Annotated in this window: 16 protein-coding genes and 1 pseudogene; 8 read left to right on the top strand and 9 right to left on the bottom strand. The window is 67.5% G+C overall.

The window, feature by feature from the left end:
- Positions 1-238 precede the first annotated feature (238 nt).
- From NDR87_RS36185 to NDR87_RS36175, 3 genes are read left to right on the top strand one after another with little or no spacing between them, the layout of a single operon-like run.
- Positions 239-1,723, top strand: a complete 1,485-nt coding sequence (locus tag NDR87_RS36185; protein ID WP_251918672.1) for a DHA2 family efflux MFS transporter permease subunit — start codon at positions 239-241, stop codon at positions 1,721-1,723.
- 37 nt (positions 1,724-1,760) lie between these two features.
- Positions 1,761-3,023: a lipase family protein gene (locus NDR87_RS36180; protein ID WP_251918674.1), complete on the top strand. Its 1,263-nt coding sequence runs from the start codon at positions 1,761-1,763 to the stop codon at positions 3,021-3,023.
- 40 nt (positions 3,024-3,063) lie between these two features.
- A complete protein-coding gene (locus NDR87_RS36175; RefSeq protein ID WP_251918676.1) occupies positions 3,064-4,197 on the top strand; it encodes a lipase family protein in 1,134 nt (377 codons plus the stop codon).
- 252 nt (positions 4,198-4,449) lie between these two features.
- On the opposite strand, the gene NDR87_RS36170 is transcribed toward NDR87_RS36175, so the two are convergent.
- Both NDR87_RS36170 and NDR87_RS36165 read right to left on the bottom strand, forming a co-directional pair.
- Positions 4,450-4,632, bottom strand: a complete 183-nt coding sequence (locus NDR87_RS36170) for a hypothetical protein (protein WP_251918677.1) — start codon at positions 4,630-4,632, stop codon at positions 4,450-4,452.
- Between the two features lie 217 nt (positions 4,633-4,849).
- Complete coding sequence (locus NDR87_RS36165) at positions 4,850-5,812, bottom strand: cation diffusion facilitator family transporter (RefSeq protein WP_251918679.1); 963 nt, start codon at positions 5,810-5,812, stop codon at positions 4,850-4,852.
- Positions 5,813-6,223: 411 nt separating this feature from the next.
- On the opposite strand from NDR87_RS36165, the gene NDR87_RS36160 reads away from it, so the two are divergent.
- Complete coding sequence (locus tag NDR87_RS36160; protein WP_251918681.1) at positions 6,224-7,867, top strand: amidase; 1,644 nt, start codon at positions 6,224-6,226, stop codon at positions 7,865-7,867.
- Positions 7,868-7,883: 16 nt separating this feature from the next.
- Here the strand turns inward: NDR87_RS36160 and NDR87_RS36155 are convergent, their stop codons facing one another.
- Positions 7,884-8,225: a hypothetical protein gene (locus NDR87_RS36155; protein ID WP_251918683.1), complete on the bottom strand. Its 342-nt coding sequence runs from the start codon at positions 8,223-8,225 to the stop codon at positions 7,884-7,886.
- A 274-nt stretch (positions 8,226-8,499) separates the two neighbouring features.
- Here NDR87_RS36155 and NDR87_RS36150 point away from each other — a divergent pair, with 274 nt between their 5' ends.
- Entirely contained in the window at positions 8,500-8,796 is a 297-nt protein-coding gene (locus tag NDR87_RS36150; RefSeq protein WP_251918685.1) for an FAD-dependent oxidoreductase, read from the top strand.
- A 41-nt stretch (positions 8,797-8,837) separates the two neighbouring features.
- Entirely contained in the window at positions 8,838-9,179 is a 342-nt protein-coding gene (locus tag NDR87_RS37815) for an FAD-dependent oxidoreductase (RefSeq protein WP_251918687.1), read from the top strand.
- Between the two features lie 91 nt (positions 9,180-9,270).
- Here NDR87_RS37815 and NDR87_RS36140 read toward each other — a convergent pair whose 3' ends face one another.
- Positions 9,271-10,545, bottom strand: coding sequence for a peptidoglycan DD-metalloendopeptidase family protein (locus tag NDR87_RS36140; protein ID WP_251918689.1), 1,275 nt, complete (start codon positions 10,543-10,545; stop codon positions 9,271-9,273).
- A 176-nt stretch (positions 10,546-10,721) separates the two neighbouring features.
- The gene (locus tag NDR87_RS36135) at positions 10,722-10,982 is read right to left on the bottom strand and encodes a hypothetical protein (RefSeq protein ID WP_251918703.1); all 261 of its coding nucleotides are present in this window, start codon (positions 10,980-10,982) and stop codon (positions 10,722-10,724) included.
- Between NDR87_RS36135 and NDR87_RS37980 the strand changes: the two are divergent.
- Together NDR87_RS37980 and NDR87_RS37975 are read left to right on the top strand one after the other, a co-directional pair.
- Positions 10,903-11,190 (top strand): annotated as a pseudogene (locus NDR87_RS37980) (alpha/beta hydrolase); the annotation flags it as partial. The gene NDR87_RS36135 and the pseudogene NDR87_RS37980 sit on opposite strands and share 80 nt — an antisense overlap.
- A 23-nt stretch (positions 11,191-11,213) precedes the next feature.
- Positions 11,214-11,366, top strand: coding sequence for a hypothetical protein (locus tag NDR87_RS37975; RefSeq protein WP_251941322.1), 153 nt, complete (start codon positions 11,214-11,216; stop codon positions 11,364-11,366).
- A gap of 19 nt (positions 11,367-11,385) precedes the next feature.
- On the opposite strand, the gene NDR87_RS36125 is transcribed toward NDR87_RS37975, so the two are convergent.
- From NDR87_RS36125 to NDR87_RS36110, 4 genes are all read right to left on the bottom strand, one after another.
- Positions 11,386-12,966, bottom strand: a complete 1,581-nt coding sequence (locus NDR87_RS36125; protein WP_251918691.1) for a PQQ-binding-like beta-propeller repeat protein — start codon at positions 12,964-12,966, stop codon at positions 11,386-11,388.
- A gap of 245 nt (positions 12,967-13,211) precedes the next feature.
- Positions 13,212-14,456 (bottom strand): MFS transporter, encoded by a 1,245-nt coding sequence (locus NDR87_RS36120; RefSeq protein ID WP_251941321.1) that lies wholly within the window; start codon positions 14,454-14,456, stop codon positions 13,212-13,214.
- The gene (locus NDR87_RS36115; RefSeq protein WP_251918694.1) at positions 14,449-15,663 is read right to left on the bottom strand and encodes an L-tyrosine/L-tryptophan isonitrile synthase family protein; all 1,215 of its coding nucleotides are present in this window, start codon (positions 15,661-15,663) and stop codon (positions 14,449-14,451) included. The genes NDR87_RS36120 and NDR87_RS36115 overlap by 8 nt, the downstream gene beginning before the upstream one ends.
- Before the next feature lie 89 nt (positions 15,664-15,752).
- A partial coding sequence (locus NDR87_RS36110; RefSeq protein ID WP_251941319.1) for an acyl-CoA dehydrogenase C-terminal domain-containing protein occupies positions 15,753-16,054 on the bottom strand: 302 nt, incomplete at its 5' end.

Genomic DNA, 16,054 nt, shown 5'->3' with positions numbered 1-16,054 from the left:
GCGGCGTTGATATTTCCCGAGACTGTCCCACGAATACGACTGTAGCGGCTACGGGCGCGACGGGCCCGAGCGCATTTCGGCACGCCGGTCGTGCCGTGTCGTGACGGGCGAGCGCGACGCGCCGAGGCCGTGCCGGATGGTCAATCCGCTCTGCGACCAGCATCACATGCGCACATAGCAATGTATGCATTTAATATGAAGGCCGGACCCCAGGCGAACTGCGAAAGGAATCGAAGCGATGACAGGTCGACGCAATCCGTGGCCCGCGCTGTATGCGCTGGTCTTCGGGTTCTTCATGATTCTGCTGGATTTGACCATCGTGGCGGTGGCCAACCCGAAGATCCTGAGCGACCTGCACACCGATATCACCAAGGTCATCTGGGTGACCAGCGCCTACCTGCTGGCCTACGCGGTGCCTCTGCTGGTGACCGGCCGCCTCGGAGATCGCTTCGGCCCCAAATACATCTACCTCGCCGGGCTGACGGTGTTCACGCTGGCCTCGCTGTGGTGCGGCATGTCCACCTCGATCGAAATGCTGATCGCGGCCCGCGTGGTGCAGGGTCTGGGTGCGGCGCTGATGACGCCGCAGGCCATGGCCGTCATCACCCGCACCTTTCCGCCGGACAAGCGCGGCGCGGCCATGGGCATCCTGGGCGCGGTGACCGGACTGGCGACCCTCGCGGGTCCCCTGCTGGGCGGTGTGCTCGTGGACAAGCTGGGCTGGAACTGGATCTTCTACATCAACGTGCCGATCGGCGTGGTGGCGTTCGGGTTGGCGCTGTGGCTGGTTCCGGCGCTGGAGACGCATGCGCACAAGTTCGACCTGATCGGCGTCGCGCTGAGCGGGATTGGGATGTTCCTGCTGGTCTTTGGAATTCAGGAGGGTAAGACCAGGAACTGGGACGGCGTCATCTGGGCGATGATCGTCGGCGGGTTGGCGGTGCTGGCGCTGTTCGTGGTCAACCAGGGCCGCAACACCGGCGAGCCGCTGGTGCCGCTGAGCCTGTTCCGCGACCGCGATTTCGCACTGTCGTGCCTGGCGCTGATGGCCGCCGGTGCGGCGACCGCGGCCCTGATGGTGCCCGCCTACTTCTACCTGCAATCCGTGCGCGACTACTCCTCCACCGAATCCGCGCTGGTCTTCGCGCCGATGGCGCTCATGACCGGCATCGGGGCCCCGATCCTCGGCAAACTCGCCGACCGGACCTCACCGCGGCTCGTGCTGACCGTCAGCTTCGGCCTGTACGCGATCTCGGTGTTCTGGTTCGTGGCACTGCTGAAGCCGGACAGTTCGATCCCGGTGTTCATGCTGGCGGCCGCCCTGGCGGGCATCGCCAACGCGGGCATCTGGGGCCCCCTGGCCGCCACCGCCACCCGCAACCTGCCCACCCGCCAGGCGGGCGCCGGCGCGGGCGTCTACAACACCACCCGCCAGGTCGGCATGGTGCTCGGCAGCGCGACCATCAGCGCGCTGCTCTCCGCCCGCATGTCCGCCCAGGGCCTCGACGGCGCCGCGGCCGGAAACGGCACAGGGCCCGTCGCGGCGCAGATCCTCGACAAGCTGAGCACCGCACTCGGCGAGTCGATGATCCTGCCCGGCGCACTGCTGCTGATCGGGGTCCTCGCCACGGCCCTGTTCGCCACCGCGCGCGGACCCCGCCCCACTCCGACACCCGCCGAACACGCCGTGGGCGATGGTGGACACCGCATGTTTGACGAATAGATGCTGTAGGCGGCCTACTACAGGAAAGGAGATCGAGATGCTTACTCTCGCAAGGTTTGATGGGCTGAGTCGAAAGATAGCTGTCGGCTCGGTCGCGGCCCTGGTGGCATTGACCGGTGTGGGCGTGTCGACGGCGAATGCCGCACCGATGCGGCCGCAGGAGGATCCGTTCTATCAACCGCCGCCGGGCTTCGAGACGAGCGCACCCGGCACGGTGCTGGCCTCCCGGCCGGTCGCGTTGAACTTTCCGGTCCCGGCCCAGGCGTGGCAGCTGCTGTATCGCACCACCGACCTGAACAGCCAGCCCGACGCCACGGTCACCACAGTCATCCTGCCCGACAGCCCGACACCGGACCGGCCGCTGCTGTCGGTGCAGATGTATCACGATGCCGCCGGCGTGGATTGCTCGCCGTCTTACCAGTACCAGGCCGCTGCCATCCCCGACCCCTCCGCGATGTCACAAATCCCCCAAATGATCAACGCGCTCGCGCGCGGCTGGGCGGTATCGGTGCCCGACTTCCAGGGCCGCTTCGGGCATTTCGCCGCGGCCACCGAACCCGGCTACATGATCCTCGACGGTGTCCGCGCCGCCGAACAATTCGCCCCGCTGGGGCTGTCCGCCCAGACCCGAGTGGGCATGTACGGCTATTCCGGCGGCGGGCTGGTCACCGGCTGGGCCGCGCAGGTGCAACCCGCGTACGCCCCCGAACTGGCCATCGCCGGAGCGACCTACGCCGCCCCCGCGACCGACGCCTACTCGGTGCTCCAAGCCAACAACGCCGGCCCGCTCTCCGGAATCCCCGGCAACGCCATCGCCTCGCTGTACGGGACCTACCCCGAGTTCGCGGACCTGCTGCGTCCGTATCTGAAGCCCGGGGCCGAGGCCGTGCTCGCCCACAACCGCACCCACTGCCTCACCGAATCCCTGGTCGAGAACTCCCACCGCGACTGGAGCGAATACCTCACTCAGCCGATCGACCAGGTCATGACGACACCACAGATCGCGGCCTTCCTGTCCAGCGTGTCGCTGCGCGAATCCGCACTCACGATCCCGATGTTCATCTACCAGGCCGACGGCGACGCCGCGGTCCCCCCGGCCGTGACCGACGCCTACGTTCAAAAGCTCTGCGCCGCAGGAACATCCATCTCCTACCGGAAACAACGCGGCGGTGACCACGTCTCCACCGGCCTGCTCGCCGTCGGCCCCGCCTACGACTGGCTACAGCAACGCTTCCCCGCCGACGCACCCACACCCACCGGATGCGACACCCAATCGATCGACGCACCACTACCGCGATAGCGCCACGTCCCTGTTCCCTGTTCGAGTCGAAAGGTCGGCGATGTCTCGTTTTCCGGTGCTACCACCGATGGTGGGCGCGGCGATGCTGTCGGTGGGGGTGCTGACGGTTGTTCCCGCCCCGGCCGCCGCAGCGCCCGAGGGCACGCTGATCGCCGAGATCGCGCAGCCGGACGGGTGGCGCGGGATGGGCAACGGGTCGGTGGTCGAGTACTGGACCACCGGTTCCGATGGCTCACCCCGACGGGCCAGCGGTGCGCTGTTTCTCCCGGCGGGCCGGGCGCCCGCGGAGGGCTGGCCGATCATGGTGTTCGAGCACGGCACCAGCGGGCTGGCCGCTGGGTGCGGTCGTGACGACGACATCGAACACCCCGGCCAGGAGGACCCGCTCGTCGGGGCAATGGTGTCGCGTGGATTCGCTGTCCTCGCGCCGGATTATCTGGGGCTGGGCCGATTCGGCGGTGGGCCGCATCCGTTCCTGGAAACCCGCACCGAGGCCGATGCGACCATCGATCTGGTCCGCGCGGTGCGTCGGACCCACTCGGAGCTGTCCCGTAGGTGGGGTGTCATCGGTTCCTCTCAGGGCGGTCACGCGGCCTTGGCCGCGGCACACGCGGCGGCGACCGCGGTACCCGAGTTGGATTTTCGCGGTGTGGTCGCGATCGATCCGGCTTCGAATGTCGACCGGCTGCTGCTGCCGCTCGGACCGGACGGCCCGGACATGCCCGATCCGGTGCATCGCGCCCTGATGGCAATGGTGTTGGAGGCCATGCGAATCGCCCGCCCCGATGCCGAGGTGGATTCCTACCTCACCCCGCTGGGCAGGTCCGTTCTCGACGACATCGCGACCATGTGCTCGAAACAGATCGTCGGCCGCATCGGTGATCTCACGCTACCCGAGCTGCTGTCGCGCCCGCTGTCACAGGGCCCGTTCGCCGCGGCGGTGACCGCTTATCTGGGCGTCCCGACCGACGGCTACCGCGCGCCGATCCTGTTGCTGCTCAACGTCACCGACATCGTCGTATTTTCCCCGCTGCACGCCGACCTGGTCGCGCAGCTGACCGCGAATCGCGTGGACTTCCGCACCGTGGTCGGCGCGGGTATGCACGCCCAGCTGAATTCGCGGATGCGCCAGGCCCTCGACGGGTTTCTCGCTACCGTCGCCGCTCTGCGATAGCTTCAGCGCGTTCTTCCCACGATCAAACGGCGGACAGGTTCTCCACTGTCAGCGGGGTGCGTCAGGTCTCCGTCGCCGCGACGGTGAGGAAGAGGGCATCCGCACCGACGATGAACATGCGCCCGCCACGATCGGCGACGCGTCCCTCGTACGAGGAGCAGTACGCGCCCGGGCACGACTCTCCCTGGCTGCGGGCGGTGTCGAGAATTCGGTCGACGGCCGCGCAGAGGGGTTGCCGGACAACGAGTCCGTCTACCAGGCCAGCGGGGAGGAGCCCAGCGGTTGGGGGCCGCGGGTCCAGTGCGGTTTGATCGCCGAGAAGCCGACCGGAAGCGGCACATGACGGGTTTCGCCGTACGGCCCGTGCAGGGTGATCAGGGGAATGCGGGAGGCGATCTCGGCGGTGGGTAGGGGGAGGTCGGCACTGGCGCACACGCGGGGAGATCGGCCACCTTGTCCCGCGGTAGCAGTCCCATGTCCTGGATCCACATGTACCCCCGAGCCAGGTTCACCTGCACGGAGTAGCTGCCGCCCACAACACGCGGCGAGGGCGGTCGCTAGAGCGGCCACAGCCAACGTTTCGCTACGCGGTTGTCGGTCGCAGCCAAATGCCGCTTCGGACCCCGTGGTATCGAGCGGTGTGAAGGTGAGATCAGCGCTCGGGTTGCAGACCTCGGGCGCGATGAGCCGGTCCGTGGTTGTCCTCGCAGTGGTCGTCGGCGTGGCCGATGTCGAGCAGGCGGGGTACGGCGTGGTCGACCTGCAGGGTGGCGTGTTCGATGTGGTGCTCGTCGTGAAGCCAGCGCGCCAGGTCTTCCCGCACGGCGTGGCAGTCGCGGCCGGGGTCCACGAGGACGTGTGCGGACAGCGCGGGCGAGCCGGAGGTTATCTCCCAGATGTGCAGGTCGTGGACCTCGACCACGCCGTCGCGGGCGGCCATGGCCCGGCCGATCTCGTCCGGGTCCAGGTCGGCCGGTGCGGCCTCGAGGAAGATGCGGCTCGCGGAGCGAACCAGTTCCACTCCGGCCTTGATCATGAGAACGACCACGACCAGCGTCGCGAGGGCGTCGGCGCGGGCGAACCCGGTGAGCAGGATGATCACCCCGGCGACCGCGGTGGCGATGAAGGCGAACAGGTCGTTGAGGATGTGCTGATAGGCGCCCTCGACGTTGAGGCTGGTCCGGTTGGCGCGCGAGATCATCCAGGTGGCAAGGAGATTCACCACGATGCCGACCAGGGCGGTGATCAGCACCAGACCGCCGGTGACCGCCGGCGGATCGATCAGGCGGCGGATCGCCTCGTAACCGAGCCAGACCGCCAGCAACAGCAGGGTGAGCCCGTTGGCCTGCGCGGACAGGATCTCGACCCGTTTCCACCCGTAGGTCATCCGCCCGGCCGCCGGGCGTGCGGCCAGCCGGATCGCCCACAGCGCGAGCGCGATCGACGCGGCGTCGGTGAGCATGTGCGCGGCATCGGACAGCAACGCCAGCGAGCCGGCCAGAATACCGACGGTCACCTCGCCGATCATGAACACGAGGATCACCGCCAGGGCCGCGGCGAGCCAGCGCCGGTCGCTGTCCGCCGTGGCGTGGGTGTGCTCATGTCCGGCGCCCATCGGGTATCCCCTCTCGATCGTTCGGGCCCATCTCCTACCGGCAAGTGACCTGCGCCACGTTACCGATCCGATGCGACCCGCACGGACAACCACCTCGGCGCGGCGTCCGAACTACCCCGACGCCCCATTCTCCAGAACCGGCCACACCCTCACCGACACGACGCCCGACCCCGGATAGCCCGATGCGGAGGTCGCCGTCGAGTCCATGGCCGATGCGACGGGCCCGGTCCATGGCGGCGGCGACGTATTGCTCCAACCGCCTCGGCGTGAGTTCTAATTGGAGAACCTTATCTCCGCTAGCGATAAAAATATTGGACGCGACCTATTTGCTAGCCGAATGCTCCGATATTGGGAAGAGAATGACGTCGGCATCGTCATTACCCGCGGCAGTGAGACATACGAGGAGGCTCGATGAACCGGCGAACAATGCTGTCGATGACCGCGGCCGGAGTGGCCGCCACCGCGGCGGCATGCGCGAAAACCTCCGCGCCCGAGCAGACGGCACCCGCGGGCCTACCCGACTTCACCGTCCTGCCCGATGCCGACCCGACCGGTACCGACGCGCTGCCGCCGTTTCCCGCGCCCTTGATCGCCCGCCCGGACACCCCGGCGGCGAAATTCCCACTGCGGCTTCCGGATCCGGATCGAATCGACCGATCCGACCTCACCGCGCTCGGGGTGCTGGAAACGATCGCGCTGCTGCGCGCCAAGGCGGTGTCGAGTCTGGATCTCACCACGGCCCTGCTGGATCGCGTCGACCGCTACGACCCGAAGATCAACTCGTTCGTCCGCCGGTACGCCGACTCCGCCCGCGAGCAGGCTCGCCAGGCCGATCGGCGACTGGCCGCCGGTGACGCACCCGCGCTGTGCGGAGTTCCGGTGGCGCTCAAGGACGTCTACGCGGTCGCGGGCCGTCCGCTGACGGCCGGTGTGCCGGTGCTGGCGAACAATGTCGCGCGCGGTGACTCGACGGCGTGGAGCCGGATGAGCGCGGCGGGTATGCCGCTGTTGGGGCATGTGCACACCCATCAGATGGCGATCGGATCGCTGACCGAGCAGACCGCCAATCCCTGGGATCCACGCAAGGTGCCCGGCGGGTCGTCGGGCGGGTCCGCCGCCGAATTGGCCGCGCGGTTCACCGCGGCCTCGTTCGGCACCGACACCGCGGGCAGCCTGCGGATCCCCGCGTCGTGCTGCAATGTGTGCTCGATCAAGCCGACCAGCGGCATGGCCTCGGTGTACGGCACCATCCCCGTCGCCTGGACCTTCGACAATGTGGGGCCGATGGCCCGCAGCGCCGCCGACCTGGGACCGCTGCTGCAACTGATCGCGGGCCTGGACCCCCTCGACCCACGCACCGCACCAATGGTCGGCTGGCGACCCGAATTCCCCACCGCACCGAGCCGAGAAGGGTTGAGCCGCTTCCGGATCGGTGTGCCCACACCCTACCCGGGGTCGCTCGATCCGGGCGTGCTGGCCGGATTCCACGCGATGCGCGACGCACTCGCCCGCAACGGCGCGACAATCGTCGAATTCCAGGCCCCCACCCCGACCGGATACACCGACATGCTGGCGGCCCAGGGCGTGGAAATCTATGAATACCAACGACAATGGTGGTCCACCGACCGCTCCGGGTACACCCGATACCTGCGCGAAACCCTGGAAGCCATCGAACAGGCCCGAATCCCGGCGGTCGATTTCTTCCACGTGCAACGCCAGCGTACCCGGCAATTGGAAGCGTGGCTCACCCGTTTCCGCGACCACGAACTCGACGCCGTCCTGCTGCCCGTCCTCGGCACCGAGATCGTCGACCGTCCACCCTACGGCGACTACAGCCCGCCCCAGGGCATGGCGATGACACCGCAGATCAACGACGCCAACTACTGCGGCCTACCCGCCGTCGCCATCCCCACCCAGCCCAGCCCCGTCACCGGCCTGCCCGTCGGCGTCCAATTCCTGGGCGCCCCCTACCGCGACGCGACCCTCCTGCAGGTCGCCATCGATACCCAGCAACACACCGACTACCACCGCCGCGCACCGGCATTGCCCTCGTGAACGCTGGGATGTCGCCTCACCCGCGGGCATGCGATTCGGGGGTGGCGTCCACCGCCGCCTTGCCGATGGGAATCTCGGGGTCGCCCTGGGTTCGGCATGCGAGCAGCACGGCCGATATTGCCCGATCGACGGTCCCGTCGCCCGGTTCGGCCGACGAGGAGCTCTGCTGCTCGAGGAATTTGCGCACGGTCACATGCTGCGTATCGAGACCCTGGGTGACGAATTCGCCGCACGAGGTGGTGCCACCCGGATTGTGACTCTCCTGTAGGCGATTGAAGCCACCCAACATCGAGACCACGATCATCGCGACGACGATCCCGACCAGCCCGCCGTACCCCCAGTCTCGCTTGGACCACATCACGCCCACCTCTCGGAATGCCACCGAGTGCCCGGATCGAAGAGAGCGAACCGAGAAATGATACATTCACAGATTGCTATGTGAATATTCCACCCGTCACACGCCCGCATAGTCCGCCGCACCGCACAGGCTTCTGATAGCCGAGCAATTGCCGTCTTAGGATCCGGGAGGGCTGTCCGGGCGATCGCGGCGGCCCAGCCGAGCTGTTCCGATATACACCGCCGGTAAAAGGACGCGTGTGCACATCAGCCGCAGAACAGCACTTCGTAGCGCGGTGGTGGCAGCCGCCGGGCTGGCCGTGAACGCACCCGCGGCAGCGGCCGAGAGGGCGGACGCGGATGTGATCGTGGTGGGGGCGGGCATGTCCGGACTCGCCGCCGCGAAGAGGTTGCGGGAGGCGGGGCGGCGGGCGCTCGTGGTGGAGGCACGGGATCGTGCCGGTGGACGCGTGGTCAATACGCCGACGCGGGGTGGGGCGACCATCGACGGGGGCGCCGAATTCATCGGACCGACGCAGCACAGGATCGCCGCCCTGGCCGCCGAATACGGCGTCGCCACGCTGCCGACCTAGACCGAGGGCGATAGCTCTGCCTCCGGGGCGTCCTACGCCGGGTGCCGGGCGGAATCGGGACCGGCCTGGTGGCGACCGCCGGTGCCCTGCTGCCCGGTCTCGCCGAGGTCGCCGCCGCGATCGCTCGAATCGACGCCACCGCAATAGGTTTCCCGGTCGGTGAGCCCTGGCGCCATCCGGACGCGGCCTATCTGGACTCGATCACCTGGCAGGACTGGATCGACGCCCGCCCCGGCATCCTCACCCGCTACGGCCCCGCCCTGCGCCAACCCGTCGACCGAATCCATTGGGCCGGAACCGAAACCGCCGACTACTGGCAGGGCTACCTCGAGGGCGCCATCCGCTCCGGCGAACGCGCCGCCGCCGAAACCCTCGGCATCTGACCATCGACAGGGTCGGGGACACCGGGCCGTTGCCGAGCAGACGAGGCGGGGTGTCGTGAAAGACACCCCGCCTCAGCGGTTTTCGCGCTGGTCAGCCGCCGGTGCCGGACCTGGCGCCCGAGCCGGCCGAATCACCGCCCGACGGAACGGATGTCGCCGTGCGGGGGTCGGCGCAGGTCGGTGCGACCGGGTCGTTGCTGCCGGTGTCCACGAAACCGTCGCTGATCCATTTGCCGGAGTCCAGCTTGTTCCACAGGTCGGTGTTGCCCCACTTGCCCGCGACCACGTCGCCGCGCGCGGTGCAGGTGATCCGGACGACGTCGCCGTTGCGTGCGGTGCCGGTGATCGAGAACTTCAGTCCGGGACCGGAATACAGGTTCACCGTGCCGTTCGGATCCGGATGCGGCCGGACGGTGCCCTTGGCCGGTGCCGTATCGCTTCCGTAGTTGGTGAGCCTGCCGCCGACGTTCACCCTGACCCCGTTGCGTTCGGCGTAGCCGCGGTAGGCGCTGGCGCCCTCGTAGAAGGTCCATCCGCCAAGGGTTTTGCCGTTCACGGCCACCGCGCCGCCATTGGTATTCCACAGCGCCAGGTGCACGTGCGGACCGCTGGCGCTGCCCCCGCAGGGGAGCCGGGTGCCGATGCGGCCCAGATAGGTACCTTCCGCGATCTCGGTGCCGTTCGGGGCAGTGATGAGGTTGGTCATGTGGTAGTAGGTGGTCGTATAGCCGTTGTTGTGCACAACTTTGACCTCCGCGCTGTCGCCGCGCACACAGGTCTTGTAGACCCGGCCCGCGCCCGCGGCCAGCACCCGGCCGTCACCGCCGTTGAAGTCGATCGAGTTGAACGGCCGACTGTTGCCGCTGTTGCCGTGCGGTCCGCCACCCATGTACCAACTGTCGCCTTGTCGCCAGGGCAACGACAAGCCGGTGTTGATCGCGCGGGCCTGCGGCGCGGTGAACGTCGCCTTCTCCCCAGCACTCACCACGGATTCGGGCGCGCGCTGGATGAGACTGCGGAACTCGTCGCTGCCTTCCAGCCCCACCTGCCACTGCTGACCGCTGCGCACGGCGATATAGAACGACGAGGTCGGCGCCTCGTCGGCGGCGGAGACGGGAATGGTCGCAGCGCCGAAGGCCCAGTCCCCCTCCGCACGCATGTGATCGATGACCGGGGCCGGGGTCCGCGCCGGGTCGGCCTGCTTCTTCTGCAGCAGCGCACCGGTGACGGCCTCGTCCAGCCCCGGCGGCGCGGCATAGCCAGGGCCGGTCGCCACCGAGAGAGCAAGCACCATCGCGAAGCCGAGCGTCAGAACGATTCCGAGCAGATGCCGATATCTGACTGATCGAATTGTGTCCACTTTCATTGCCTTGCAACCTTCTTCGAGATATCTATCGAGCCGGACCAGGCCGATCGAGACACGAACCCCGTCCGGGCTGTCGAACGGTAGTCGATCGCGAATCGCGCTGCCCGCAAACGACCCTGACGCGGCGCAGGTGCGCTCCGCTTCTCGGGGGTTGGGTCTCTTGTGGGACACCAGAGTCATTCAGAAGGCGGCACGCTGCTCGGAAAGTCGTTACCGAACGCGGTGGGGCTGCCGAGATCGGCGGAGCCGCTGGCCGGCACACCGACGGAGATCGACCACGGTCTCCGGCGGTTTCTCTCGTGGCTGGCCGCGCTGCTGGCGGCCTTGGAGCGCGGCCCCGCCGGTGATCCGGGGGCGGTGCTCCAGTTCCCGCTCGCGGTGGACTTCTTGGACTCCTCCATCGCGATCTCCTGCGCGGACCGAGCCTTCCCGCGCACACCGCAACTGTGGCGCGCCCTGTCGGTGGCATTCGACGCCTTCGCCCCGCTCTTCGGATCGTTCTGGCTCTACAACCTCCAGGCCTGCGCCACGTGGCCAGTGGCGCCGAAAGACCTGTCGCAGCGTTACACCGGACCGTGGACGCTGCGCTCCCACACCCCCGCATTGCTGATCAACAATCGTTTCGACCCGGCGACGCCGTTGAGCTCCGCCGAAAGGCGCTGCACGCCATGGGCAATGCCCGCTTGGCCGTCATCGATGCCTACGACCACAACGTCGATAGCACCTGCGCCGCCCGGCTCCGCGAGCGCTATCTGATCGACCTCGAGCTCCCGCCCCCGGGCACCACCTGCCCCACCGACCGCGCGTCCTGGTCCGGCTGAACCCAAGTCTTCGAATCATTTACGGTAAGCCGAAGGCCAGCAGGACATTACCCGGCAGGCCCTGCGTGATCGGGTGCAGATAACCGGAATTCGTGTACAGCATCCCGTTCGCGACGACCGCGCCGTTGCCGTTGAGCGAACCACCCGTGCCGGGGACCAGGTTGGTGCCGACGTAGGGCCGTATCGTGTTGAAATCCCAGACAATGGCGCCGGTATCGGCCGAGAAGGCCCGAATGTGGCCGTCCACGCTGCCCTCCCAGACCAGGCCCGGCGTCGCCGACACCGCGTTGGGCATCGCGCGGCACTGCTGATCGACCAGCTGGACCCCGCCCGCGGGCGGGCATGTCGTCGCCGGATTCGGCGTACTCCAGATCTGGTGACCGTTCCTCGGGTCGAGGGCGAAGAGCTTGCCCGGATTGGCCTGATAGGTAGCGACATACAGGCGGCGACCGTCGTAGGCCGCACCCCACTGGATGCCCGAGAGGGACTCGGCCCCTTCCGCGCCCGGAATCGGCGGCAGTGGCACCGACAGCTGGGACTGCCAGATGATTTGGCCGGTCTGCCCGTCGAGCAGGTGGTAGACGCCGGTCTTCTGACCTGCCCCGACCACCAGGCGGCCGTCGATGGTGAAGACGTTGGGCTGGCTGCCGAAGTCGAAGTCACGTCCGGGAACCGGGCAGTTTCCGCCGGGCGGTTGGATCAAACACCGCACGTTCCAGGTGTCATTGGGTGTGAGCTGGTTGACCCACTTCTGCGCACCGGTGTCCATGTTCAGCGCGACGATCGCCTCGGTCCCCACATCCGTGCCGGTGTACGGGTTGCCGGTGGTGTAGAACAGCGTGCGCGAATTGCGATCGATCGTCGGCGAGGACCACACCGCCCCGCCGCTGGGTTCGTAGGCGGGCGTGCCACCGGTCGGCTGCGGTGCCGCGATGGTGTAGTGCTGCCACTTCAGCGCGCCGGTCGCCGCGTCCACCGCCGCGACACTTCCGCGGAAGGTGCAGCAGGCGTAGAGCGGATTGACGGCCTGGCCCTCCTCCTGACTGGAGGTGCCGATGTACACCGTTCCGTCCACGACCAGCGGCGAGCTGGTGATGATCGACCACGGATGCGTATCCAGCTGGCGGACCCACTTCTGCGCGCCGGTCTGCGCGTCGACCGCCCACAGTTTCGCCGAGTTGTCGCCGAAGAACACCGTGCCATTGGCGACCGCCGGGCCGTCCCGCAGCCCGTAGGCCGGGACGTGGCCGAGCGTGGTCTGCGCGTCGAACGCCCACTTCTGTTTGCCGGACTTGGCGTCCAGCGCGTACATCTTCCCGTCGCGACCGCCCACGTAGACGGTGCCGCCGACCACGGCCGGTTGGCTGGACGCGGCCACGGCCGCCGGAAAGGCGAACGCCCACTTCAGCGCCAGATTGCCCACGTTGGCGGGCTTGATGACGTTCTCGTTCGGGTTGTACCGCGAACCAGCGGCGTCGTACTGCCACATCGACCAGTCACCCGACGGAACGGCCTGCCCGGTGCCGGGCAACGCCAGGATCAGGAAAATCGCGACGATAGCGGCGGGGATACGCATCAACCCGCGAATTTTCGTGTTCATCACACGCTCACTCTCTGCGGCACCGGCAATCTGTGCCTCTGCGAATTAAATCGCAGGGAGTGTGATCCGCATTACACTCAGTGTCCTTTTCGCGCTCGCCCTGCAGACCGGTCGACCGCTGGTGTGCGTTCAGGAATGGTTCGCGGAACTACGCGTACATTGCCCCACAGTCTCGAAGGGCCGGGCGGAAATCGAGCGGTTGAATCGTCGAGGGCGCGGATCAGACCGTCGTACTCGACCGTGCGTCAGGTGTTCGCAGGTGTCCTCCGTTTCGCCGTCAGATGGGCCAGCGTCACCGCGGCGACGGGCACCAGCACGGCCGCCATCGCGAGATTCAATGCCGTCCAACCGAAAATTCGCAGGAGCGCGGCGGCGGTGAGGCCGCCCAGCGCCGCGCCAGCCATGATGACGACCTCGCCGAATGCCAGTGTCCTGCTCTTGCTCTCGCCTTCGTAGGAGCTGGCGATGAGGGTGGAGCCCGACGCGTACAGCAGACTCCATGCGATCCCGATGAGTAGGAGCGCGACGACGAAATGGACCTGCTCTGTGCCGCTCGCCCCGACCAGGACACCGACGATGCCGCAGGCCGCTCCGACCAGCTGCAGCCGGGCGGCGCCGACACGTCGAATCACAAGCCCCGCAACGAGTGTGGGCGCGTACATACCCACCATGTGGAGCTGGATCATGACGGCGCGATGATCGGCGTGGAGTCCGTACGACCTGGCGGCGAGAGGGCCGACGGTCATCAGCACCATCATGGCGAAATACCCCATCGCCGCGCCGAACACGCCGACGGCGAATCCCGGCTGCCGGGCGACCGCCCACAGTGAGATCCGATCGCCTGTTCGGGTCGGCCGCGCGGTCGACTCGGTGGCCTCGCCGCGGTCGACGAACATCGCGAGAACGCACATCGAACTCGAAGCCAGCGCGGCCACGAGAACGTAGGAGCCGACGTATTGCCGTGTCGCACTGCCGAATACCGGAGCGTTCATCATCCCCGTCGCCAGGAACGGTCCGGCAACGGCCGCGACAACCCCTCCGGTCAGCACGACCGAGATGGCCCGGCCCCGGTCGGCGACCGCCACCTGGTCTGCCGCGGCGTACCGGTAGTAGCCCGCGTGGCCCTGGTAGATCCCGATGCAGAGGGTTCCGAGGCAGAACAGCGCAAAGCTGTGCTCGTTGATGGCGACGACCGACAGCACGCCGCCCGCCGTTCCCGCGCCAGCACCGCAGAGAAAGCCGAACCGGCGGCCGTAGCGGGCCATCACGAGGGACGCGGGCACGGTCGTGCACACGGAGCCCAGGGTGATGAACGCGAACGGAAGTGTCGCCAGGGCCGCGGTGGGAGCCAGACCATCCCCGACCAGACTCGTCATGGTCAGGTCGACGCTGAGTGAGCACAGGAACAACGCCTGGGCGGTGGCGAGCAGGATGATCCGACGCCCCGAGCCGGCCCACCAGCGGGTCGGCGCTCGGAGTCCGCTACTCAACCCGTCCGTCCTCGAGGTAGCAGTATGTCCGGCCTTCGGAATCGAGAACGCGGGTGACCTCGGGACGGCCGTAGACGAACATCTCCGGCTCCACCCGCAATTCGTATTTCTTGCGTTTCTCGTCCCGATAGAGGATCCCGATACCGTGATAGGGCAGGAGGCGGGACCGAAACTTGTATTCGGGATACAGCCGAAGGCCGAGCACCGGAACCGGTTTCGTGTGGATGGTCGCCCTGAGGGCGCCGGGAAAGTAGCGGTCTTCCCAGCCCAGATCCGACGCGGCCAGCTTGACAGCTCGATAGTCGTCGAGTGCCGACCGGGCACGCGCGAACAAGGATGCGCTCTCCGGAACGCGCGAGAGCTCCTCACTCAGGGCCGAACGCAGAACCTCGTAGGAGAGGTCGAGTTTGCGGACGTTGACGCTGGCGGCCATGCTGCTCAGCCACTGGTTGTATGCCGCGTCCGAGATCCCGTCGGCGAGCGGGTCGCGCTGCAATCGAGCGAACCAGGCGTCGTATCGCCGCTGAAACTCCGACGCCGAGTCGGCTAGGAGATCGGAGATGTCGTACAGGCGGATATCGGAGTCCAAACCCAGGTCGACCAGGCGCCGACGCAGGTGATTGATATACGCCTTGGACTCGACCGACGTGACGCCGAATGCGGGACTGTAGAAGGTGCTGTCCGCGATGAGGTCGAACGTCAGCCGCACGCCGCACAACTCCTCGGCATGCTTGGTGAGGCGCCCCAGGTGCAGGAGTGCGACGTCTTCCGCGGCGGTGGCGAGAGTGACCTCGATGCGTTTGACCGGGTTCGCGATCACACAGAACACCGGTAACACCACCTCGACCGGCCGGTCCTCGCGCACCGCGGCGGTAATTCGGTTGCGCCACAGTGGAGATGCGCGGAACAGCTCACGCGAATTGAACTGGAAGGCGCGATGGTTGAGCAGCTCGAGGAGGCGGTTGTCGGGCGCCTCACCCCCGAAGCGGCGGCGAAATCGCGAAGCGTCGAAGCGATTCGTTTCGGCGGCTTCGGTCACCAGGTTCCTGATCCGGTCGTTCACCGGGATCTCGTTGTGCCGCGGCCGGAGCCGCGGATCGTCCGCGGGCCAGGCGTACTCCCGCGACAGCATGGAGCTGGTGATCATCTCACCTTGCCGGGCCACCGCCGAGACACGTTCGAGCGCGGTGTCACTGCCGATCGTCATGAGCCGAATCCCCCCTCGGGATGATGTGAATACGTTGCCACTGAATCGATCTCGAGACCGGAATCGCAACGCCCTGAGCGGGCGGCCGGTCAGAAGGCGGCTTCGTCGAGCTCCATGATGTCGTTGTCCAGGTTCGACAGCACGGTGCGGACCGCGGTCAGCTCCGGCAACACGTTGCGGGCGAAGAACTGCGCGGTGGCCACCTTGCCCTGGTAGAACGGCTCGGTCGAACCGTTGTCCAGCGCGGCCAGCGCGATCTCGGCCTGGCGCAGCAGCTGCCAGCCGATCAGCAGATCGCCCACCGCGAGCAGGAAACGCACCGAACCCAGGCCGACCTTGTACAGCTCCTTCGCGTCCTGCTGAGCGCCCATCAGGTGCCCGGTCAGGGTGG

The sequence above is a fragment of the Nocardia sp. CDC159 genome (genome assembly GCF_023740735.1).
In the GTDB taxonomy this organism is placed as follows: Bacteria; Actinomycetota; Actinomycetes; order Mycobacteriales; family Mycobacteriaceae; genus Nocardia; species Nocardia pulmonis.
The sequence above is the reverse complement of the archived record's forward strand: the minus strand, read 5'-3'. Positions and strand labels throughout refer to the sequence as shown.